The organism is Mesorhizobium oxytropidicola, from assembly GCF_056174625.1.
This window is the reverse complement of the sequence record NZ_CM149692.1, coordinates 5,213,105-5,235,128: the sequence shown is the minus strand read 5'-3', so window position 1 is coordinate 5,235,128 and position 22,024 is coordinate 5,213,105. Positions and strand designations below refer to the sequence as shown.

Annotated in this window: 20 protein-coding genes, 1 tRNA gene and 4 pseudogenes; 9 read left to right on the top strand and 16 right to left on the bottom strand. The window is 63.5% G+C overall.

What is annotated here, in order from left to right; translation table 11 throughout:
• The first annotated feature begins 3 nt into the window (after nt 1–3).
• The 4 genes from AC0V8S_RS26370 to AC0V8S_RS26355 all read left to right on the top strand — a co-directional run bounded on the left by AC0V8S_RS26370 (nt 4) and on the right by AC0V8S_RS26355 (nt 2,560).
• Nucleotides 4–975, top strand: a complete 972-nt coding sequence (locus tag AC0V8S_RS26370) for a beta-ketoacyl-ACP synthase III (RefSeq protein ID WP_475434331.1) — start codon at nt 4–6, stop codon at nt 973–975.
• Nucleotides 976–1,077: 102 nt separating this feature from the next.
• The gene (locus AC0V8S_RS26365) at nt 1,078–1,401 is read left to right on the top strand and encodes an integration host factor subunit alpha (protein WP_095808290.1); all 324 of its coding nucleotides are present in this window, start codon (nt 1,078–1,080) and stop codon (nt 1,399–1,401) included.
• 211 nt (nt 1,402–1,612) lie between these two features.
• Nucleotides 1,613–2,152, top strand: coding sequence for a MerR family transcriptional regulator (locus tag AC0V8S_RS26360; protein WP_027042329.1), 540 nt, complete (start codon nt 1,613–1,615; stop codon nt 2,150–2,152).
• 105 nt (nt 2,153–2,257) lie between these two features.
• Nucleotides 2,258–2,560: a hypothetical protein gene (locus AC0V8S_RS26355; protein ID WP_475434330.1), complete on the top strand. Its 303-nt coding sequence runs from the start codon at nt 2,258–2,260 to the stop codon at nt 2,558–2,560.
• A gap of 221 nt (nt 2,561–2,781) precedes the next feature.
• Here AC0V8S_RS26355 and AC0V8S_RS26350 read toward each other — a convergent pair whose 3' ends face one another.
• Both AC0V8S_RS26350 and AC0V8S_RS26345 read right to left on the bottom strand, forming a co-directional pair.
• Entirely contained in the window at nt 2,782–2,985 is a 204-nt protein-coding gene (locus AC0V8S_RS26350; protein ID WP_183465325.1) for a hypothetical protein, read from the bottom strand.
• Between the two features lie 196 nt (nt 2,986–3,181).
• Nucleotides 3,182–3,759 (bottom strand): annotated as a pseudogene (locus AC0V8S_RS26345) (hypothetical protein).
• 276 nt (nt 3,760–4,035) lie between these two features.
• On the opposite strand from AC0V8S_RS26345, the gene AC0V8S_RS26340 reads away from it, so the two are divergent.
• Both AC0V8S_RS26340 and AC0V8S_RS26335 read left to right on the top strand, forming a co-directional pair.
• Nucleotides 4,036–4,320, top strand: coding sequence for a helix-turn-helix domain-containing protein (locus AC0V8S_RS26340; RefSeq protein WP_475434328.1), 285 nt, complete (start codon nt 4,036–4,038; stop codon nt 4,318–4,320).
• A 184-nt stretch (nt 4,321–4,504) separates the two neighbouring features.
• Nucleotides 4,505–4,990, top strand: coding sequence for a YbaK/EbsC family protein (locus AC0V8S_RS26335; protein ID WP_475434326.1), 486 nt, complete (start codon nt 4,505–4,507; stop codon nt 4,988–4,990).
• A gap of 74 nt (nt 4,991–5,064) precedes the next feature.
• On the opposite strand, the gene AC0V8S_RS26330 is transcribed toward AC0V8S_RS26335, so the two are convergent.
• The 5 genes and pseudogenes from AC0V8S_RS26330 to AC0V8S_RS26310 all read right to left on the bottom strand — a co-directional run bounded on the left by AC0V8S_RS26330 (nt 5,065) and on the right by AC0V8S_RS26310 (nt 9,780).
• Nucleotides 5,065–5,141 (bottom strand) — tRNA-Pro (locus AC0V8S_RS26330).
• Nucleotides 5,142–5,195: 54 nt separating this feature from the next.
• A complete protein-coding gene (locus AC0V8S_RS26325) occupies nt 5,196–6,455 on the bottom strand; it encodes an O-antigen ligase family protein (protein WP_183458468.1) in 1,260 nt (419 codons plus the stop codon).
• The gene (locus AC0V8S_RS26320; RefSeq protein ID WP_183458469.1) at nt 6,452–7,987 is read right to left on the bottom strand and encodes an undecaprenyl-phosphate glucose phosphotransferase; all 1,536 of its coding nucleotides are present in this window, start codon (nt 7,985–7,987) and stop codon (nt 6,452–6,454) included. Before AC0V8S_RS26320 ends, AC0V8S_RS26325 begins: the two co-directional genes overlap by 4 nt.
• Nucleotides 7,988–8,076: 89 nt before the next feature.
• Nucleotides 8,077–9,207, bottom strand: coding sequence for a glycosyltransferase family 4 protein (locus AC0V8S_RS26315; RefSeq protein WP_475434324.1), 1,131 nt, complete (start codon nt 9,205–9,207; stop codon nt 8,077–8,079).
• Between the two features lie 10 nt (nt 9,208–9,217).
• Nucleotides 9,218–9,780, bottom strand: a pseudogene (locus AC0V8S_RS26310) (polysaccharide biosynthesis/export family protein).
• A 256-nt stretch (nt 9,781–10,036) separates the two neighbouring features.
• Between AC0V8S_RS26310 and AC0V8S_RS26305 the strand changes: the two are divergent.
• Nucleotides 10,037–12,319, top strand: a complete 2,283-nt coding sequence (locus tag AC0V8S_RS26305) for a GumC family protein (protein ID WP_475434323.1) — start codon at nt 10,037–10,039, stop codon at nt 12,317–12,319.
• Nucleotides 12,320–12,335: 16 nt separating this feature from the next.
• On the opposite strand, the gene AC0V8S_RS26300 is transcribed toward AC0V8S_RS26305, so the two are convergent.
• From AC0V8S_RS26300 to AC0V8S_RS26270, 7 genes and pseudogenes are all read right to left on the bottom strand, one after another.
• Nucleotides 12,336–13,172, bottom strand: a complete 837-nt coding sequence (locus AC0V8S_RS26300; protein ID WP_475434322.1) for a GNAT family N-acetyltransferase — start codon at nt 13,170–13,172, stop codon at nt 12,336–12,338.
• A 4-nt stretch (nt 13,173–13,176) separates the two neighbouring features.
• A complete protein-coding gene (locus AC0V8S_RS26295) occupies nt 13,177–13,923 on the bottom strand; it encodes an aspartate/glutamate racemase family protein (RefSeq protein WP_475438700.1) in 747 nt (248 codons plus the stop codon).
• Between the two features lie 2 nt (nt 13,924–13,925).
• The gene (locus AC0V8S_RS26290; RefSeq protein WP_183458476.1) at nt 13,926–14,744 is read right to left on the bottom strand and encodes an ABC transporter permease; all 819 of its coding nucleotides are present in this window, start codon (nt 14,742–14,744) and stop codon (nt 13,926–13,928) included.
• Nucleotide 14,745: 1 nt separating this feature from the next.
• Nucleotides 14,746–15,657 (bottom strand): ABC transporter permease, encoded by a 912-nt coding sequence (locus AC0V8S_RS26285; protein WP_183458478.1) that lies wholly within the window; start codon nt 15,655–15,657, stop codon nt 14,746–14,748.
• Between the two features lie 250 nt (nt 15,658–15,907).
• Nucleotides 15,908–17,194: pseudogene (locus tag AC0V8S_RS26280) on the bottom strand (ABC transporter substrate-binding protein).
• A gap of 34 nt (nt 17,195–17,228) precedes the next feature.
• A pseudogene (locus AC0V8S_RS26275) lies at nt 17,229–18,318 on the bottom strand (ABC transporter ATP-binding protein).
• A complete protein-coding gene (locus AC0V8S_RS26270; RefSeq protein ID WP_475434320.1) occupies nt 18,319–18,522 on the bottom strand; it encodes a hypothetical protein in 204 nt (67 codons plus the stop codon).
• 58 nt (nt 18,523–18,580) lie between these two features.
• Between AC0V8S_RS26270 and AC0V8S_RS26265 the strand changes: the two genes are divergently transcribed.
• A complete protein-coding gene (locus AC0V8S_RS26265; protein WP_475434319.1) occupies nt 18,581–19,294 on the top strand; it encodes a GntR family transcriptional regulator in 714 nt (237 codons plus the stop codon).
• Between the two features lie 3 nt (nt 19,295–19,297).
• Here AC0V8S_RS26265 and AC0V8S_RS26260 read toward each other — a convergent pair whose 3' ends face one another.
• The gene (locus AC0V8S_RS26260) at nt 19,298–20,527 is read right to left on the bottom strand and encodes a GNAT family N-acetyltransferase (RefSeq protein ID WP_475434317.1); all 1,230 of its coding nucleotides are present in this window, start codon (nt 20,525–20,527) and stop codon (nt 19,298–19,300) included.
• A 100-nt stretch (nt 20,528–20,627) separates the two neighbouring features.
• Between AC0V8S_RS26260 and AC0V8S_RS26255 the strand changes: the two genes are divergently transcribed.
• Complete coding sequence (locus AC0V8S_RS26255; RefSeq protein WP_475434315.1) at nt 20,628–21,677, top strand: polysaccharide deacetylase family protein; 1,050 nt, start codon at nt 20,628–20,630, stop codon at nt 21,675–21,677.
• Between the two features lie 13 nt (nt 21,678–21,690).
• Here the strand turns inward: AC0V8S_RS26255 and AC0V8S_RS26250 are convergent, their stop codons facing one another.
• Nucleotides 21,691–21,906, bottom strand: coding sequence for a DUF2842 domain-containing protein (locus AC0V8S_RS26250; protein WP_023764097.1), 216 nt, complete (start codon nt 21,904–21,906; stop codon nt 21,691–21,693).
• Nucleotides 21,907–22,024: the final 118 nt, after the last annotated feature.

The following is a 22,024-nucleotide window of genomic DNA, read 5'->3' as shown; positions in this document are numbered from 1 at the left end:
ACTTTGATCAGATCAGTCGTGCGCGGCACGGGCGCCGCGCTGCCCCGCCGCATCATGAAGAATGCCGATTTCGAAGGCATGGTCGAAACCTCGGACGAGTGGATCGCCCAGCGCACCGGCATCCGCCAGCGGCATATCGCGGCCGACGACGAGACGACGGCTTCGCTCGGCGAGGCCGCGGCCCGCGCCGCCCTTGCCGATGCCGGGCTGACGCCGAACGATATCGACCTGATCGTGCTGGCAACGTCGACGCCCAACAACACATTCCCGGCCACCGCGGTCGAGATCCAGAACCGCCTCGGCATGCATCATGGCTTTGCCTTCGACATGCAGGCGGTGTGCTCGGGCTTCGTTTATGCGGTGACGACAGCCGATCTCTACATCCGTGGCGGCCTGGCCAAACGCGTGCTGGTAATCGGCTCGGAAACATTCTCGCGCATCCTCGACTGGAGCGACCGCTCGACCTGCGTGCTGTTCGGCGACGGCGCCGGGGCGCTGGTCCTGGAAGCAGGCGAGGGGGCCGGCACGATTGCCGACCGCGGTGTTCTGGCCGCCAGCCTGCGCTCTGACGGCGTGCACAAGGACAAGCTCTTCGTCGATGGCGGCCCGTCGACGACGGGAACGGTCGGCCACCTCAGGATGGAAGGCCGCGAAGTCTTCAAGCATGCGGTCGGCATGATCACCGATGTCATCGAGGCAACCTTCTCGGCCGCCGGCATATCAGCCGACGATCTCGACTGGTTCGTGCCGCACCAGGCCAATAAACGAATTATTGACGCTTCGGCCAAGAAGCTCGGTATTGCAGAACGAAAGGTGGTGGTTACGGTCGATTTGCACGGTAACACCTCGGCGGCTTCCGTGCCGCTGGCGCTTTCGGTGGCCGTCGCTGACGGTCGCATCAAGAAGGGCGACCTCGTCCTTCTGGAAGCGATGGGTGGCGGCTTCACCTGGGGCGCTGTTCTGGTTCGCTGGTAAGTGCCGAACGGCTCGGTTTCGGTCCTTGACCTTGCCGGATCAATTACTTAGGCTCTGCCGTTGTTGTGCCGATTTTGTGTTTTGAACTGATGGGACGGTCGCATGGGGGGGAAGACACTTACGCGTGCCGACCTGGCGGAGGCCGTGTACCGAAAGGTCGGTCTGTCGCGCACTGAATCCGCCGAACTCGTCGAAGCGGTGCTGGACGAAATCTGCGAAGCCATCGTGCGTGGCGAGACGGTCAAGCTGTCGTCCTTCGCGACATTCCATGTCCGCTCCAAGAACGAGCGCATCGGGCGCAATCCCAAGACCGGTGAAGAGGTGCCGATCCTGCCGCGCAGGGTGATGACCTTCAAGTCGTCGAACGTCTTGAAGAACCGCATTTTGCGCTCTCACCAAAACAGCAAGGCCAAGGGCAGCAAATAGCCGCCATTGTACGGTTGAAAACCGGCCCCGCCATAACGCCGGGCTTGAATATTGTTTCACAAACCGCTGAAATAAGGCCCGATTCGGCAGCATGGCCGGATTGGCGTTCCGCGTTGATCCATTCCACGCAAATGGAATGGGCTTCTCTTTGTTGGAGCCTGATCTCGCTGAATACCGTTCCGGATCACGCTCCAGCGTGAGGATTTCGCCCATGGACAAGAGCCCTGACGCCTTCCGCACCATCTCAGAGGTGGCTGAAGATCTCGACCTGCCGCAGCATGTGCTGCGCTTCTGGGAGACGCGCTTCAATCAGATCAAGCCGATGAAGCGCGGCGGCGGCCGCCGCTACTACCGGCCGCAGGATGTCGAACTGATCAAGGGCATCCGCCACATGCTCTACGACCAGGGCTACACGATCAAGGGCGTGCAGAAGCTGCTGCGCGAAAACGGCAATCATTTCCTGGTCGCCATCGGCAATGGCGACATGGCCGCGGTCGAGGCGATCTCGCAGCGAAAGCAGGCCGACCAGGTGCCGCTGACGCCGGCAGCCCAGCCGCGCGGTGGCGATGACGAACTGGTTGGCCAGCCAAGGGTCAAGCCGAGCCGCCGCTTTTTCGGCCTGGGCAAGAGCGATGAGGAAGGTCCGGTTCAGCCGGACGCGTCGAAACTCTCGCGTGACAATCGCGCGCTGCTGCAGGAGGCGCTGTTCGACCTCCTGGAATGCAAGCGCCTGCTTGACCAGGTGCGCTGACCGCCGCGCGACGCGCTTTGAAGCCTCGGCACCGGAACCCGACTTCGGGTGAGGCGTTACGTTTCCTTCTGCAAGACATCCTTCTGCAAGACAAGGAAACGCGTGATGGCATCATTTTCGACCCTTTCGGACATCGACCTCGAAAAGCAGGTCGCGGCCCTGTCGAGGGAACTCGCGGCGTTGCGCAAGGCGGTGTCGAAGCGGGGTGGCGCTTACTATGAAGACGGTCGCGATGCCGCTCTCGACACATATTCCGACCTTGCCGGGCGTTTACGGGATGCGATGCCGGCAATCCGCAAACAGGGCAGGGTGATCGAGAAATCGGCCCGTGATCACCCCGCCGCGGTCGCCGCCGTTGGCCTTGTGGTGCTCGGCCTGGTCGCCAGCCTGCTGTTCAGCCGGCGCTAGGCCCCGGCCTGGTCATTTGCGATGCCGCTCCGGCATCTGGTGCGGAGCGCGTCGGCGTAGAGGCGCACAACCCCTTTGTGCTGCCGGCGCAGGAAGGCCGATTGGTCGAGCCGCCAGAGCCCTCGACAGGCCCGGTTTGATGTCGGGCTAGGCATTGCACAACCACGAGAAGACCAGCCTTGAACAAGAAGGGCGGTCTTCTCGTTGGCAGTCTGGTATGCTTAGTAGGTCTTCTTTGCCATCTTCTTCACGTGGTGGTGATGATGGTGGTAGTAGTGATGATGGCGGTGATGGTGACGATGGTGGTGATGATGACGATGATGCTTTGCCATCGGGGCCGCGTCCGCGCTCGTCGCGCCGATGACCGGCGCCGTGAAAGCGAGTGCAACTGCAAGCCCGAGGGCTGAGAGCAGGGACTTCTTCATGGATCGTTTCCTTCTTTCGTCGGCAGATCTTAAAAATCGGGTCGATGGCCCGATCGCCGCGAATGGAATTACGCTCCTTATTTTTTTCGTCAGTATTTCCCGATTGTAGAATTTTGTTTCCCGCATGTTTCCGGGGAACCGGCTTCCCGACACTTTGTTGTGAGGGCCGAAAGCCGGCTCTTGCCGCTAATTTTGGCTACATCGGTGGGATCACGCCATTGTTTCCCACCACGACGCGCATGGAACTCAGCGTCCCGTCAGCCTCGCGCTGAGCGGTAACGAAGACCGTCGCGCCTGGCTTGAGATCGGTCGGCGCGGCCGGGGCGAAGGTCACGACGGGCGTGCCGTCGGGGATCGAAATCTTCTTGGTCTGCCCGTTGTCATAGGTCAGCGTCACGGCGCGTCCGCTTATGTCGGTAACATCGGCCACGGTGCCATTGGTCATGCGGCTGTTCGGCTGCAGGTCCCAGGGACGGTCGCCCTCGCCAGTGCCTTTCAAGGCGGCTGGGAAGATCACCACTTCCAGCGCGCCGCTGCCGCCATCTGCTTGATGTCTTTTTCGGAGGCGCTGGCGACGCTGGAGATCTTCCAGCCGGTATTGAGCTTGATCGCCGATGTATCGCCCTGGCGGGTTTTCACGGTGAGCAGCGATGGCTCGAAACTGACCACCGTGCCGCGCACGCGCAGCGCGTCCGCGGCCTGGGCGCCGTCCACGGCGGCAACGGAAAGGCTGGAGATCGTGCCGAGCACGACCATGAATGTCTTGACGTTCATTGCAAAGATCCTTCTGGGGATGGGCTGGCTGGAACCGGATGGCTTTCACGCCAGCGCATCAGAACAACGAACAGGTGGGCTGAAACCTTCGAGCAAAAAGGTGCCGGGGTGTTCAAAAGAACTTGATGGCGCGGGTGAGAGCGCCTCGCAGGCATTCGGTTCACGATAGCGTGACGGCCTTCGGCTCTTGGCAAATCGCTTTTGAGCGGGCATGTTCCTGCTCGTCTCAGGCAACACTCCATTTTGATCAAACGCTTTCAGCCACCGGAGTTGCCAATGCCCAACAATGCAAAAAGCCATACCCTCTCCGAACCGTTAGCCAGTGAGATCGGGCCGGATTACACCACCCTCAGAGCCATGCGGGAGACCCGCGGATACAGCGTGGAAGAGCTTTCCCTGACCTGCGGCCTGTCGGTCGATGAGATCGAGGATATGGAGAACGGCCGGGCGGCCGATCCGTCGAAGCTGCGCCGTATCGCGTCCGCGCTTCGCATGCCCGAGGACGCTCTCATCGCTTCCGCCACGCCGACGCCGGCCGCACAAGGCCGACCCCTGGCCTAGACCAGTACCAGGCACGCAGGAGAACCCGCCAAGGCCCGCCTGGCGGGTTTCTTGTTGAAGCCATGGCGTTCTCAGGCAGGCCAGGCTTGCCGATTTATGGATCGCGCGTGTTTATACCTGCGGCATCCAAATCCGTGCCAATCGCGTCTGCCGTGCGTCGGCTTCGAATCGTGGGTTTTCTGAAATGAGCCTGGACTCCGTTCGTGCCTTCTTCGCCGCTCATGCGCCTGATATCGAGGTCATCGTCACGCAGGCGAGCTCGGCGACGGTGACGCTGGCGGCGGAGGCGCATGGCGTGCTGCCGGCGCAGATCGCCAAAACCATCTGCCTGCGCGTCGGCGAGCGCACCATGCTGGTCGTGACCAGCGGCATCGCCAAGCTCGACAACCGCAAGTTCAAGGGCCAGTTCGGCGGCAAGCCGCGCATGCTGGACGCGGAGGAAGTGGTCGCCGCTACCAGCCATCCGGTCGGCGGCGTCTGCCCCTTCGGCCTGCCGGCGCCGCTGCCTGTCTATTGCGACGTGTCGCTGCGCGAATTCGACGAGGTGGTGCCTGCGGCAGGTGCAACCAACGCGGCTGTGCGGATTGCACCGCAGCGGATGGTTGAGCTTACCGGCGCTGAATGGGTGGATGTGTGCCAGGCTTTGAGCCCGGACCTAATCCGGAGTTGAAACCAGCAAGACAAGGGCGATTCGAGGATTGGCTGATCTAGTGGCGGACTTCGGGGGCAAGTCCTGCTTCAAAATGGTCGGAGTGGCCGGATTCGAACCGACGACCCCTTGACCCCCAGTCAAGTGCGCTACCGGGCTGCGCTACACTCCGGACCGGTCGCGATGTATCGTGATAACCCCGCCCGGGTCAACCGAAATTCGGTGTTTATCGCGCGATCGCCGATACGCCCGGAAATGCCGGCCGCAACAGCCGCTGATGGCGGTATTCCAGCGCGATGGCACCCCAGATCAGGCCGAGCAGCAGATACATATGGCGCCAGTGATCGATGTCGATGAAGGTGCCGAGCCCGATATTGCCGATGAAGGCGACATAGGCGCACAGGAGATAGGGCTGCCACGGCCGGTCGCGCAGCAGGATGCGGAACCCGGCCACTATGGTCCAGGCGACCAGCGTCAGGAACGACACGAAGCCGAGCCAGCCATAGTCCATCAGCATTTTCAGCCAGATGTCGTGCGTGTCCTCGCCGAACATCTTGCCGAAGACCAGCGGCCCGATGCCAAACGGACGCTCCATCGCCATTTGGAAGCCGATTCCGTAGCGGGCGAAGCGGCCGAGGCGGGCGGTGTCATAGCTCTGTTCGAGATGCGCGCGGCTGGAGAACATCTCCGACACGCCGGGCAGTTGCAGGATGACGATGATGGCGATCGTCAGCAGTGACAGCGCGGCGATGGTCATGATCACCACGCGCAGCCGGAACTTGCCGCTGGCGCTCTGCAGGAACAGGCAGCCGGTGAGCAGCACGGCAGAGACGGCGAACATGCCCCAGGCGCCGCGCGAGAAAGAGAAGAAGATGCCCAATGTGATGATCAGCAGCGGCACCGCCAGCAACGGCATGCGCGAGACCGAACCGGTCAGGATCAGATAGAGCAGATAGATGCCGGGCAGCACCAGAAACGGCCCGAAAACGTTCGGGTCCTGGAAGGCACCAGCGGCGCGATCGTATTTGGTGAACATCTCGGCGCCGGGGAAGGCATGGAAATAGCCTGCTATGCCGAGCAGCGAGGTCGCCACCGCCGAGACGACATAGGCATTGAAGATCAGCCGGTAGAGGCCTGGCTGTGTGGCGGTGACGGAGGCGAAGAACACCGCGCTGAAGGCAAGAAACAGCGACACGGAGAGATAGAGCGGCGTGAAGGCGAGGTCCGCCATCTGCGTCATCGAAATCATGCCGCCGATGTTCATCGTCACCAGCAGCACCAGCAGCGGCATGGCCGCGCGGGAAATCCGCAAGCCGAAGAGCGCCCAGATGGCGATCAGCCCGGCCATGTAGATTTCGTAAGGCGCCGGCTCGCTGATGACGAAGCCGGACAGAAGGATACCGACCACCACCGCAGCGGAAGAAATCAGCGCGATCAGCTTCGCGTTGACCGCGGCTCGCGGCAGCTCATGGGAAATCGCGCTCAATAGGCGTTTTCCGTGTTGAGCAGCCGGACCGGCGTCAGGAACAGGATTCTGAGATCGAACAGCAGCGACCAGTTCTCGATGTAGTAGAGGTCGTACTCTGTCCGCATGCGGATCTTCTCGTTGGTGTCCATCTCGCCGCGCCAGCCATTGATCTGCGCCCAGCCGGTGACGCCGGGCTTGACCTTGTGGCGGGCGAAATAGCCGTCGACCACCTCGTTGTAGAGGAGGTTGTGCGATTGCGCGGCAATCGCGTGCGGACGCGGGCCGATCAGCGACAGCGAGCCCAGCAGCGAATTGACGAACTGCGGCAGTTCGTCGATCGACGTCTTGCGGATGAAGCGGCCGACGCGGGTGACGCGCGGATCGTTCTTGGTCACCGTCTGCTTGGCGGTCGGATCCGACCGGTCGGTGTACATCGAGCGGAACTTGTAGACCTCGATGATCTCGTTGTTGAAGCCGTGCCGCTTCTGCTTGAACAGCACCGGTCCCTTGCTGTCGAGTTTTATGGCGATCGCGGTCGCCAGCATCACCGGCGAGAAGACGATGATGCCGATCAGCGAGAAGATTATGTCGAAGGCGCGCTTGGCGACCGAATCCCAGTCGTTGATCGGCTTGTCGAATATGTCGAGCATCGGCACCGAGCCGATGAAGGAATAGGCGCGCGGGCGAAACTGCAGCGCGTTGGAATGCGCCGAAAGCCGGATATCGACCGGCAGCACCCACAGCTTCTTCAACAGCTGCAGCACACGCGTTTCGGCGGTCAACGGCAGCGATACGATCAGCATGTCGATGCGGGCGATGCGGGCGAATTCGATCAGTTCCGAAATGGTGCCGAGCTTGGGATAGCCGGCGACGATCGGCGGCGAGCGCTTGTCTGAGCGGTCATCGAAGATGCCGCAGATGCGGATGTCGTTGTAAGGCTGCTTCTCGACCGAGCGGATCAGGACTTCCGCCGCCTTGCCGCCGCCGACGATGACGGCGCGCCGCTCCATGCGTCCATCGCGTGCCCAGCGCCGGATCAGTCTCGACATCACCAGCCTGAGGCCGAAGAGGAGGACGAAGCCGACGACGAACCAGGTGCCGAACAAAAGCCGCGAATAGTCTTCCGACATCTTCATGGCAAAGGCCGTCAACGCCATCAGCGCGAAGGCGCCGGCCCAGGCCAACAGGATCCGGCCAAAGTTGGCGATCGGCCGCATCAGGGAGACGACCTGGTAACAGTCGGTGACATCGAGCAGCACCACGGCGAGGAACGACGCGGCGGCCATCGTCACCGGATATTGCCAGGCGAGGTAATTGAAGAACCCGACAAAGTAGAAATAGACGCAGAGCCCCGAAAGGAACAGCACCCCGAATTCGATCATGCGCAGGACGCCGCTGACCATGATCGGCGACATCGTATCGCGCCGGTATTGCGACGCGACCTGCCGGGCAACGTCGTTCATGCCGCCGGGCGCATCGCCATCGGCCGGGCCGTCGAATTTACGCACCGCTTCGGGTGAAAAGCGGTGCGCGGGATCGATCTCATTCATGGAACAGTCCGCAAGCTTCCCCAGGGTGATTAGCAAAAGAGAGCTAAGAAACCCTTGAAACAACCCATGGCTTTGGAAAGGCCTGGGCGTTACCTGTCGAGCGCGGCGAAATAGGCCTTCTCGATTTCGGCGGCCATGACGTCGGCGCCGAAGCGCGCCCTGAGGCCGGCGCCATCGGGCATCAGCCTGCCATAGGCGGCAAGGTCGGCCAGCGCCTCGCTCATCTTGTCGGCGAGTTCGAGCGGATCGGGCCGGATCAAGGCAAGGGAGTCGGAACCGAAGATCTCCGGTATGCCGCCGACGGCGGTGGCGATCATCGGTCTCGCCGCGGCAAGTGTCTCCAGCACGATATAGGGCATGGCTTCCGCGCGGGAGGGAACGACGACGAGCGCCGCCAGCGCGAAGGCCTCCCTGGCCGGCATGGGCGGCAGGAAGCGGACATGGGCTTGAAGCCCCAGGCGCTCCACTTGCGCGTGGTAGCGCGGCAGGTCGTCACCATCGCCGACCATCACCGCGGTCAGCGCGCGGCCAAGCCGGGGACCGGCGGCGGCCAGGGCGTCGATGAAGATGTCGGGTCCCTTCAGGTCCCGCATCATGCCGATATAGAGCAGATCCGCTGCGTCCGGTGTGATGAGTACCGGCTCGAATTCGGCGGCGCGCAGTCCGTTGTAGACCAGCATGTTGGGGATCGGCGGCTCGCCCACCTTCCTGCGATAGGTCCGCCGCTCGTAGTCCGAGACGAACAGCAGGCAATCGGTGAAGCGCGCCATGGAGCGCTCCAGCGCGAAGAACAGCTTCCCCGTGGCTGTCGTTTCGTCATAGTGGAGGGAGCCGCCATGCGGCGAATAAAGGCGGGCTACGCGAGACCTTGATACCCGCAACAATGAGCCGAACAGACGGGCATAGGCGCCACCCTTGGCGCCGTGCCCGTGCAACACGTCCGGCCGCAATTCCTTGATGATCCTGTAGGTGCGCCGGGCCGAGGCGAGATCGCCCGGGCCGACATGGCGCTGCATTGGCGTGCGATGGATGCCGAGCGCCAGCATGTCCTTCATCTGCTCGAACAGGTGCTCCTCGAATTCGCCGCCGGTGGTCGAGTCGCAGACGATGCCCACCACATGGCCGGCGGCGACCTGCGCTTCGGTCAGGTCGCGCACATGCCGGAAAATTCCTCCGACGGGTGAACGAAAGCAGTGGACGATCCTGAGCTTGTCCGCCACGTGGTGTCTGTCAGAACAGGCGTTCGCGGACGTAGACGGTATCTCCGGGCAGCAGCGGATCGGACGTGACCACGCGGCCGGTCATCACCTTGCCGTTGATGTCGCGGGTGATGTCGACGCTTTCCTGGTTGGCGCGCGCCGAGAAGCCGCCGGCAATGGCGATGGCCTTCTGCACGGTCAGGCCGGGCACATAGGAATACTGGCCGGCAGCCCCCACTTCGCCCATGACGAAGATCGGCCGGTAGCGATCAATCTCGACCGAGACGTCGGGGTCGCGCAGATAGCCTTGCCGCAATTTGTCGGCGATCTCTTTTCCATCTGCTGCGCGGTGTGGCCACGCGCAGGAATGGCGCCGACGAGCGGGAAGGAGAGGTAGCCGGACTGGTCGACACTGTAGGTGTTGGTCAGCCCGTCCTGCTCGAACACGGTGACGCGGATGCGGTCGCCGGCGCCGAGACGATAGGGTTGATCGAGAACCTCGTGGAAGGCGGCCGGCGTCGGCCGGTAACTGGAGCAGCCGGCGAGCATCGATACGGCAAGCAGAGCGTGAAAGAGGGAAGCAGTGCTTTTCATGACCGGATACGTACCTTCGACTGGCCGCTGCGGCGTCGCAGCAAACATCTGGGATCGGGTTCGTTATCATCCTGTTAGGGTTAATGGCCGGTAAAGGAGCCGGCCGATAGCGCTGCGCGAAGCAAGGGTTTTGCCATTTTTATCGATTTTCTTGGGTGCTTGCAGTAATCCCTAACGGAGTATTACCGCGATCTTAACGGCTGAGTTACCATAGTTGTTTACGGTGCACCCTGACCCAGTTTCGGAGTAGGGATGCATGTCCGTTCAGTCCGCGGCCGCAGATGTCGACGTTGACCTCAGGCAGCTCTTCGCCAGCCTGGCGAGGAACTGGCTGCGCATATTGCTCTTCGTTCTGGTGGTGACGGGTCTGGCGTTTGCCTTCGCTTCGTTCGCGACCAAGCACTACAAGGCCCAGACGCAGGTGGAAATCGCACCGCGCGAATCCGTCTACACCCGTCCGGCCGGCAGCAACAATGACGGCGACAAGCCGATCCTCGACGAGCAAGGCGTCGCCACCCAGGTCCAGATCATTTCGTCCAACGAAATCCTCAAACAGGTGGCGCAGAAGCTCGGCCTGGGGCGACTGCCTGAGTTCGACGAAACGATCAACATGTCGTCGCTGAGCCGCGTGCTGATCCTGCTTGGGCTGAAGAACGACCCGATGGATGTTCCGGCCGACGAGCGCGTGTTGAAGAAGATGCGCGAGAAGCTCAACGTCTTTGGCGTTGAAAAGACCCGCATCATCGCCATCGAGTTCTCCTCCGAGGACCCGAAGCTCGCCGCCGCCATCCCCGACGCCATTGCCGCTGCCTATATTGCCGGGCAGGGCGCGGCCAAGAGCGAATCGAACACCGCCGCCGCGGACTTTCTGGCGCCCGAGATCGCCGATCTGTCGAAGCAGGTCAGGGATGCCGAGGCCAAGGTCGCGGCCTACCGCGGCCAATCAGACCTGTTGATGGGCGGCAACAATGCCACCCTGGCCACCCAGCAACTGGCCGAGCTGTCGACCGAATTGTCGCGGGTGCGGGCCAACCGCGCCGCTGCCGAAGGCACTGCCGACAACGTGCGCAAGGCGCTGCAGAATGGCGGCTCGCTCGACTCGCTGCCGGAAGTGCTGTCGTCCGACCTGATCCAGCGTTTGCGGGAGCGGCAGGTCGAGTTGCGCGCCACCATCGCCGACTTGTCGACGACGATGCTCGACAACCATCCGCGCGTTCGCGCCGCGAAGTCACAGCTCGCCGATCTCGACGCGCAGATCCGCAGCGAAGCCCAGAAGATCATGAAGGGCCTGGTGATGCAGGCCGATGCGGCCAAGGCGCGCGAAAGCCAGCTCATCTCCGACGTCAATCAACTGAAGGCAGCGTCGGCACAGGCAGGCAACGAGCAGGTCGGTCTCGACGCGCTGCAGCGCGATGCGGCCGCCAAGCGCCAGCAGCTCGAACTCTATCTGACCAACTACCGCGAGGCGGCATCGCGTCAGGACCGCAACTATGTGCCGGTCGACGCCCGGGTTTCCTCACCGGCCTCGGTGCCCTCCGAGCCATACTTCCCCAAGGTCGGGCCGATCGTTGGCGCGGCTGCGGCGGCTTCGCTTCTGCTGGCGGCTATATTCACGCTGCTCAAGGAGCTCTTCTCGGGCCGCGCCATGCGCCCAGCCCCGGGCGCCCGTTTCGCGCCGATCGACGAAGTGGAGATGCCGCCGACTGCCTACCAGGAGCAGGCGGTTCCGCAGCCATCCGTCCGCCTGGAGCCGGCCGTCGCCAGTGAGTTCGCCAATCGTGCCGCCGGGGCGCCATGGCCCGAAACGGTGACGGAGCCGGAGATGGTGGTGCAGCCGGTGCCCGTTGCCGAGCCCGATCCGGCCGCCAAGGCCGAGCCTGTCGCAGAGGCCGCATCCGTGGCCGAGCCGGAGCCCGTTATAGAGGCCGAGCGGCCGCGCTCGGTGCTTGGCGAGATCGACATCGAGAAGGCCGCGGAAAAGCTGATCGCCAGCGGCGCCGCGCGCGCCATATTCGTGTCGCCCGAAGGCGACGAGGCGGCCGCGTCGGCGATCCTGGTGGCGCGCGAAGTGTCCGACGCCGGCCTGCGCGTCCTGCTGCTCGACCTCACCGCCTCGGGTGCTGCTTCGCGGCCGATGCTGGACAGCGGGCTTTTCCCGGGGATCACCGATCTGCTCGCCTCGCAGGCGCAGTTCAGCGACGTCATCCATGCCGATCTCTATTCCGACTGCCACGTCATTCCCGTCGGCACCGCCGATCCGGTTCGCGCCATGCGCGCCGCCGACCGGCTGCCGATCATCATGCAGTCGCTGACCACCGCCTATGATCTTGTGGTGGTCGAATGCGGGCCGGCCGATGCGCAAGGCATCAGCCGCCTGGGCGGCGAGGCCACCGAAGTGTTCCTGTCCATGCTCGAGCCGGACGACGAGGTGACGAAAGCCGCGGTCAAGCTGATCGAGAGCGGCTACCCCGACCTGACGCTGGTGACGCCGCTTGGCCACGAACCGCCGGGCACGCCGGGACGGCGCTCCGCGGCCTGAAAGCCGCGCCCTCGGCCTATCCCAACTCCAGCGTCGTCACCCCGAATATCCTGTTGGCATCGAGCTTTGGCGGGGGGCCTTTGTACATGCGGGTGGTGCTGAAGGTCGGTGCGAAACCCGCCGCCTCGAGCGCCGCGATGAAATCCACCTGGGTGGCCGGGACGTCGATGTTCAATTCGCCACCCTCGCATACGCTCGCCAGCTCTCCGACCAATTCAAGTGCTGTCTGCGCGTCGTCGGCGAAGAGCGGGCCGATCTTGAAGCCGCTGCGGCAGGATCGCGCCACCGCATAGCCGGCCGTTCCCCGCGATGTGATCGCTGTCAGGGCACGGTGAGGCGGCAGCAACCATCGCTGCAGGAAAGAGCGCCGGGGTGCGGGAAAGCAAAGCGCGTCATATCCGATGATGTCGGGCACAGGCTGCGCGGTCACGATACGAGGCCGATCGGCGCCGACGGGCAAGGCCGTAGGGCGTCCGCTGTAACGGATGGTCTCGTAGACCGGCTTGAACCCCTTGCTCCGGTAGTTGGACTGCTGCTCTTCGACGCCGTCGAGGCCGATGGTGCGCCCGGCCAGCCTGTCCATGCCCGCGGTCCAAACCGCCTTGCCGTAGCCCTTGCCGCGCATGTCCGGACGGCAGATGTAGAGCCCGATGAACCCAAAATCCTGGCCATAGGCCACCGCCGAGATCGCGGCGACCATGTCGTTGCCGACAAAGGCACCGATGAAACCCTCCGGATCCGCCGCCTGGAACATCGCCGCGTCTTCAAGGCCGGGGTTCCAGCCCTCCGCCGCCGCCCAGTCGATGAGGTCGGCCAATTCCCCCAGCGACAGCGTGCGGATGGTCGGTTTCATGTGCTCACTCCGCGGCGACAGCTCCGGGCGAGAACGATTTCAGCATACCACGATAGGGCTTGGCCAGCGGGCTGGCATAGGCGCCGCGCTTCGATGTCGACAGGCCGAGCGCAATCAGCGCTTCGGCCTGCTTGATCGCGGCGCCGACACCGTCGATGACCGGCAGTCCGAAATCGGCCTGCAACTGGTGGGCAAGGTCGGCCATGCCGGCGCAGCCAAGCACAATGGCCTCGGCACGATCCTCCTCCACAGCGCGGGCGATTTCGTCGCGCAGCTTACCGACCGCGCCTGATGCCGGATCCTCGAGCGCCAGCACCGGAATGTCGGCGGCCCGCACACGCGCTCGCCCGGCCATGCCGTAGCGCTGCACCAGCCCCTCCACCGGCACGCGCGAGCGTTCGGTGGTGGTGACGACGGTGAAACGCTGGGCGATGAAGGAGGCCATGCTGAGTGCCGCCTCGCAAATGCCGATGACGGGGATGTTTGCCATGGCCCGCGCGGCGTCGAGGCCGGTGTCGTCGAAGCAGGCGATGACCGCGGCTTGAGCGCCCCGGCGTTCGCCGGCGGCGATCTCCATCAGTAGGCCCGGCACGGCCAGCGCCTCGTCATAATAGCCCTCGATCGAAGCTGGTCCCGTTGACGAGGTGACGGCGACGATTTCGGTCCAGGCGCCGGCGACTGCGCGCGCCGCCGCACCGATGGTCTCGGTCATGCTGGCCGTCGTATTGGGGTTCACCACCAGGATCTGCACGGTCACGCTCTCGCCCGGCGGCGGCCGACATAGAGGATGGCACCCAGCGTCGCCAGGATCACCAGGAACGAAAACACGGTGGTCACCGTGCCCAGCGCATAGAGCACCGGCGTCGTGACATTGGTGGTCATGCCATAGATCTCGAGCGGCAGCGTGTTGAAGGTTCCCGATGTCATCAGCGTGCGGGCGAACTCGTCATACGAGAGCGTGAAGCCGAACAGGCCGACCCCGATCAGGCTCGGCGCGATCATCGGAAGCACGACATGGACGAAGGTCTGCCAGGAGGTGGCGCCAAGATCGCGCGCGGCCTCCTCGTAAGCCGGCGAGAAGCGGTTGAAGACGGCGAACATGATGAGCACGCCGAACGGCAAGGTCCAGGTCAGATGCGCGCCGAAGGCCGACGTATACCAGGCAGGGCGCAAGCCGACCTGCTGGAAGACCACGCCGATGCCCAGCGAGATGATGATGGAGGGCACGACGAGACTGGCCACCGCCAGATAGAAAAGTGCTGTGGCGCCGCGAAATTTTTGCCGGAAGGCAAGGCCGGCGAGCAGCGACACGATGACGGTGACGATCATCACCATCAGGCCCAGCACCAGCGAACGCTTGAAGCTGCCGCCGAAATCGCCAACCGCCTGGCGTTCGAACAGATTGGCGAACCAGTGCAGCGACACGCCGTTGAGCGGGAAGGTGAGGCCGCCGGTCTCGCCCTGGAAGGAGAGGATCAGGATCGCCGACAGCGGACCGTAGAGGAACAGCACGAACAGCGCGAAGAAGGCCGCGAGCACGTAGAATTCGAGGGTGCGTTTTTCGTGGCTCACGTCAAAGCTCCCGGCGGATATCGACGATGCGCAGGATGCCGGCGACCATCAGAAGCACCAGCACCAAAAGCACCACGGCGTTGGCGGCTGCGGCCGGATATTGCAGCAGCGACATCTGGTTCTTCATCATCAGCGCAACAGATGCGCTCTGGCCGCCCGACATCACCTGCACGGTGGAGAAATCGGCCATCACCAGCGTGACGACGAAAATGGTGCCGATCGCCATGCCGGGCTTCGCCAGCGGAATGATGACGTTCCACAGCACCTGCCAGCCGGAGGCCCCAGCATCGCGTGCGGCCTCGACCAGCGAGCGGTCGATGCGCATCAGCGTGTTGAAGATCGGCGTCACCATGAACAGCGTGTAGAGATGCACCATGGCCAGCACGACCGCGAATTCGGAATAGAGCAGCCATTCGATGGGTTTTGGCACCAGTCCCAGATGCACCAGCGTCGAGTTGATCAGCCCGTTGCGGCCGAGCACCGGGATCCACGAGATCATGCGGATGATGTTGGAGGTCAGGAACGGCACGGTGCAGACCAGGAACAGCACCATCTGCATGGCTGTCGTGCGGATGTGGAAGGCGAGGAAATAGGCGACCCAGAAGCCGATGAATAAGGTCAGCGCCCAGACGATGGCCGCGAATTTGATGGTGTTGAGATAGGTCTTCCAGGTGACCCAGGAGCCCAGCACATCGGAATAGTTGGTGGTCAGGAAATCCGGATACATGGCGGCGAAGTCGTAATCCCAGAAGGACACGACGACGATCATGATGATGGGCAAAAGCAGGAACGCGCCGAGGATCAGCGCCAGCGGAGCCGACTGCAGATAGGGCGTGACGGCGCCGAGCGAAAAGCGGCGGCCTCGCCTGGTGGGGCTGGCGGCGATGGTGGGGCGTTCGAGCGCGACTGTCATCAATTCTCCCGGTGCAGGTTCGCGGTGCGGGCAGAGCGGGCACCTTCTCCCTTTGTGGGGTCCGAAGGACGGGGCGAGACCCGTGGCTCGCCCCGGGGCGGTGGCCTCACGAAGTGAGGTCGGATGAGGGGTGCTCCAGGGAACACCAACGTCTCACTCCGCTGGAACACCCCTCATCCGTCTCGGCGCTACGCGTCGATCCCCCTCCTCCCACAAGGGGAGAAGGGGAAGAGGAGGGGCGCTTGTTTCCTTACGCCGCGATGAACTCGTTCCAGCGCTTCACCATGTAGCGGTCCTCGTCCATCACCGAATTCCAGCAGGCGACCTTGCCCATGCGCTCCTCGAACGAGCCGCCGTCGCGCATGGCGCCGGCCTTTTCCATGACGGTGCCGTCGGGTGCCTTGATCTCGCCCTTGGCCGGCTTGCCCTCGATCCAGTAGCCCCACTCGTCCTCGGTCATGAACTTCTTGGCCGAGACCATGTTGGCCGAGTAGTAGCCCTGGCGGTTGAGGTAGCCGCCGACCCAACCCGACGTGTACCAGTTGATGTATTCATAGGCCGCGTCGAGCTCGGCGCCCTTGAGATGGGCGGCAAGGCCAAGGCCGCCGCCCCATGAGCGGTAACCTTCCTTGAGCGGCTGGAAGCGGCAAGGGATGCCCTTGGAACGCACGGCGGCCACCGCCGGCGACCACATGGACTGGATGACGACTTCGCCCGACGCCATCAGATTGACGCTCTCGTCGAAGGACTTCCAGAAGGCGCGGAACTGGCCGCCCTGCTTGGCCTTGATCAGGAAGTCGATCGTCTTGTCGATCTCGTCCTTGGTCATGTTGCCCTTGTCGGCATATTTGATGTTGCCGGTGGCTTCCATGATCATGGCGGCATCCATGATGCCGATGGACGGGATGTTGAGGATGGCGGTCTTGCCTTTGAAGGCCGGGTCCATGATGTCGGCCCAGGTGGTGATGTCGCGGCCGACGAGGTCGGGGCGGATGCCCAGCGTGTCGGCGTTGTAGATGGTCGGCACCATGGTGAACCAGTTGGTCGGCGCCTTGGCAAAGGTCTTGGAGTTCCTGCGCCTCGACATAGCCGACGGTGTGCGGCGCCGTGCCCTGGGCAATCACGCTGTCGGGGGTGGTTTGCCGGTTTTGAACAGCGGCACCAGTTCGTCGTAATATTTCAGCTTGCTGACATCCATCGGCTGCAGCACGCCGGTGGGGAACACCTTCTTGCAGATCCAGTATTCGATGTCGGCGATGTCGTAGCTGTCGGGTTGGGTCACGGCGCGCTGCGCGGCGGCGTCGGAATCGGTTGCCGTCATCTCCAGCGTGATGCCGAGGTCGGCCTTGCACTTGTCGGCGATGGCGTTGAGGTTCGACACGCCGGTGCCGAACTGGCGCAGCGTGATGTTGGACTGCGCCCAGATGGTCGGGAAGCCTGTGATGACGCCCGAGCCGGCGGCGAGGCCGACGGCGGCGGCACCTGTCTTGAGCAGAGAGCGGCGCGAAATGCCAGTCTTGGTTTGCGTATCTGTCATGTCTATTCCCCTGTCTTGTTTTGCTTGGTTGGAGTCATGAATGGAGGCGGCCGAGGACGATCGCATCCTCGGCATCCCAGGCGAGCGGTACGGCGTCGCCAATGGCGACGGGTTTGGCGAAGAAGTCGGAAATCGTCGACGATGACGGTGAAATCGTCGATGCCGGCACCGGTGACGGAAAGCTTCACCGTGGCGCCGCGATACTCGATGTTGGCGACAATGCCGGTGAAACCGAGACCGGGCGAGGGCGCATCGCCGATGCGCACATGGTCGGTGCGGATGGCGATGTCGATCGGCGCTCCCGCTTCCTGCGGTGCACCGCTGGCGGCGAGCGAGCCGCCGCCATTGACGCCGAAGGTGACCATGCCGTCCTGGCTGCCGGTGACCCGGCCGGAGATGACATTGTGGTCGCCCATGAAGCGCGCGACGAAAGCCGTGGCCGGCCGCTCGAACACGTCGCGTGGCGGTGCCGCCTGTTCGATGCGGCCTTCATTCATCACCACGATCAGGTCGGCCAAGGCCATGGCCTCCTCCTGGCTGTGGGTGACGTGGACGAAGGTGATGCCGAGCGACGTCTGCAGCTTCTTCAACTCGGCCCGCATGCGGATCTTCAGGAAGGGATCGAGCGCCGAAAGCGGCTCGTCGAGCAGCAGCGCCTCGGGATCGGTGATCAGGGCGCGGGCGAGCGCGACGCGCTGCTGCTGGCCGCCGGAGAGCTGTGCCGGACGGCGCGTCGCATAGGCCTCCATCTGCATCAGCTTGAGCATGTCGAGCGCCTTGGCGCGGCGCTCACCCTTGTCGACGCCCTTCATCTTCAGGCTGAAGGCGACATTGTCGATGAGGTCGAGATGCGGAAACAGCGCGTAGGACTGGAACATCATTGCGGTGCCGCGCTTGGCCGGCGGCAGGTCGGTGACGACGGTGTTGCCGAGGCGGACATCGCCGGACGAGATGCTTTCATGGCCGGCGATCATGCGCAGCGTCGAGGTCTTGCCGCAGCCGGAGGGGCCGAGCAGGCAGCAATAGGTGCCCGCAGGTATCTTCAGGCTGATGTCCTCGACGGCGGTCGTCGTTCCATAGATTTTCGAAACGGACACGATGTCGATCTCGGCGGCTTTGGACATTCAGACTTCCCTTTTGGTCGCATTAACCAATGCATCATGCGTGCCAATATCGGAGCGACCGGCCAAGCATTTGAATTGTCTGAAAAATCCGGATTCCTGGGCATTGCCTATCAGGCGGGCCATCTTGTGCATTGCACAAATAATGGGCGATTGTGCGCGATCTGCACAAGAATCGTATGCAATCTTTTTTGCCTTCGTGTCCACTTTGCCTCTCGTACGACAAGGATGAGTCGCGTTAGAAGGGTGCGGGAACATCATCGCCATGAACATCGCCGACCAGATCTATTCCGCCACCGACAGCGCCACGCAGGATCGCGCCCAGGCGATCCGCGATCAGCTGCGCGACGCCATAGTCGATCGCCGGCTGGCGCCGGGCACCAAACTGTCGGAAGGCGAGGTCGGCACGCTGTTCGACGTGTCGCGCACTGTCGCCCGCGCGGCCCTGCAGATGCTGTCTTTCGAAGGCCTGGTGCGCACCGAGCGCAACCGCGGCGCGTTCGTCGCCAACCCGTCGCCTGAGGAAGCACGCCAGGTGTTCGCCTCGCGCCGGCTGATCGAGCCCGGCATCGCCATTGCCGCCTCCGGGCGCGTCACCGCCGCCGACATCGTCGCCTTCAGGGCGCAACTCGACGAGGAAGGCCGCTTCATCGCCGAGCGCGGTCCGAATGCGCGACGCTCCGAGATCAAGGCCTCGGGCGATTTCCATTTGTTGCTGGCGTCCGTCGCCGGCAATGCCATCCTGCAGCGCTTCATGGAGGAGCTGGTGGCACGCTCGTCGCTGGTCATCGCGCTTTATGGGCGCTCTGGCGTGTCAGCCTGCGGGCACAGTGAGCATACGGAAATTGTCGGTGCACTGGAAAGCAGCGATTGCGAGCGGGCGAGCCGGCTGATGCTGCACCACATCGATCATATCGAGGCCGATCTCGATCTGCGCGTCAGGGCGGGGCCGGCGCTCAAGGAAGCTCTCAATTTCTGAAAGTTAGCTCTCGTCCTCGCCAGCCGTGGGCGCTGGCTGTCCGGCTGCCTTGCGGCGCAGCATCTTGGTCAGCTTCCAGATCGTCGGGCTGTTCTTGACGAAGGCCTTCAGCCGCGCGCCCTGGCGAAGCGTCTGCGCCAGCACGCGGCCCTTGAGCGTCAACGGGACCAGCACCTCGAAATGCCGGGTTTCGAGATCGCACCACTGCCGCTTGTAGGGCTCGTCGCCGACGGAGAAATCATAGACCGCAAAACCGGTCTCGCAGGCTTCCTGGATGTTGTCGAAGAACAGGAAATCGCCGGGACTGCTGTGCGCGAGATCATCCTCGGCGATCGCTCCGAACTCGCAGATCAGGCGCTTGCCGGAACGGCTCGACCCGGTGACGGCGCGCAGCTTGCCGGCGACCTCCAGCCCATGCAGCACGAAAGCGGGTTTGTCCTCAGTCAGGGCTTGCGTGAACAGCCCCCGGAAGAAGGCGCGTGTCTGATCGTCGCCGAAGACGTTGGCGATGCCCATCTTGCGAAAGCGGTGCTCCTTCATTTCGAAGAAGGCGTCGAGCAACCTCTCCACCTCGTCCGGTGTGCGTGCCTCGATGCGCCGGTGGCTGCCCACGGCCTCGAATTTTCGCGTCTGCGATCGATGCTTCTTGCGTTTGCGCTTGCCGCTGGCGCGCAGCAGCAACGCATCGAAGCCGCCGGCAAGATCGACGGCCAGCGAAAGATTGGGGCTGGCGAAGTGATCGAGCGATGCGAGCGGATTGGCGATGCCGTCGAGATCGGGCAGCAATCGTTCCAGCACGATGAGATCGATGTCGGGACGGGCCCTGGCGATAGCCGCAAGAACCGAGCGGACGGCGGCGCTATTCGCCCTGGCCAGCCATTGCGGATCGGCGGCGGCGAAATTGCCATTGGCGTGGCGGCCACCCATGAAACGGGCGACCCGAAACGGACCCTGGCTGACGACTTCGAGCGCTAGTGCGAAGATCGGCTTGCCTTCGAGCGTAAGCGTCGCCACGACAAGATCGGGCTTGAGCTCAGCGGCCCAGTTCAGGATCCATGTCGCGCCCTGTGCCGGTGCATGGAGCGCCGAGCGGCAGAACCCGGCATAGGCCGCGAGCCCTTCGGCCGCGGCAACGGAAACCGACAGCCCCTCGGCATCCTTCGGCAGGGCGCGTGGCGAAGCCTCGGTCGCCGCGAGCCGATTGCCGTCAAATGACGCCATTGCGTCAACCATACCTCAATCCTTAAGGCGTATTGATCCCGATTTGGGGGGCGCTCAGGCGTGTTCCGTGCTTGGATCAGCCTAGGCGCAAAAGGTGAATGAATGATCGACGGTGGGGGAGGCAATCCGGAAGCTGGCGCTCAACGTCGCGCGCTATACCGGCCTCGCACCGCTGGCCAGGCCGTTTGTCGGCGGCATCGGCGCCATCCTGATGCTGCACCGCGTGACGGCGACCCCCGAGAAGCCCGACAGCGTCAACCGGCACCTCAACATTGCGCCGAGTTTCCTCGACGCGGTGATCGCCGACATGAAGGCGGACGGCTATGCCTTCGTCTCGATGGACGAAGCCGTCGAGCGCATCAAGGCAGGCGGCAAGGGCGGCCGGTTCGCCACGATCACCGCCGACGATGCCTATCGCGACAACATGACCGAGGCGCTGCCGGTGCTGGAAAAGCACGGTGCGCCGATCACCATCTATGTCGCGCCGGGGCTGATCGACGGCACCGCCGACCTGTGGTGGGATGTCGCCGAGGACATAGTCAATGCCAGCGAACGCCTGACGCTGGCGACCTCGAACGGTCCGGCGGTGATCGATTGCGCGACCCCGGCTAGGAAAACCCAGGCGATAACCCGGCTGCATGCCTATCTCGCCACCGAGGTCCGCGAGGAAGATCTGCGGACCGTGCTGCGCGATCTCGCCGCTTCAAATGGCGTCGACGCGGATGCTCCGCGCCTGCGGACACTGATGAACTGGGATGAGATCCGCACTGTTGCCGCGCATCCGCTGGTGACGATCGGCGCCCATACGATCAACCACAGCAATCTGAAGCGGCTCTCAGAAGCCGATGCGCGACACGAGATCGGCGTTGTGAAGGACATGTTGCGGACCGAACTCGCCAGGGAGCCGCAGCATTTCGCCTATCCCTATGGCTATGCCAGCGCCGTCGGCTGTCGTGAAGTCGGCTTTGCCCGCGACGCCGGTTATACCTCCGCCGTGACGACCCGCCATGGCGTGCTGCGAGCCGAACATGCCGGCTTCCTGCATGCCTTGCCGCGCATTTCAATCAACGGCCGCTACCAGAACCTCGCCCACATCCGCACCATGCTGTCGGGTGTGACGACGCCGCTTGCCAATGCCGGCAAGATGCTCGTCACCATCTGATCAACGGGCAGGCTCAGCGCTTCGCCCGCGGCTCCAGCATCAGCCACTTGATGATGCCCATCGCCGGCAGCACCCAGAGCAGGCCGCTGAACAGGAAGAACAGGAATTGCACCAACGCGCCCGATTCCGACAGCCGCGCGACCGCGAAGATCGATGCGACCAGCGCGTAGATGATGACCAGCGCCACCAGCAGGAACATTCCGATCAGCTTTTTCAGGCGAATGGGCATGGCTTGGCCTCGTTGATCGCTATCGCTTAGGCCGAACGCAGGAGACGTGCAACCCGCGACATCAGGCGCGACGGCGTGCCGCGCTGCGCAGTCTTGCCAGTGCCGGTGCGATGGTTCA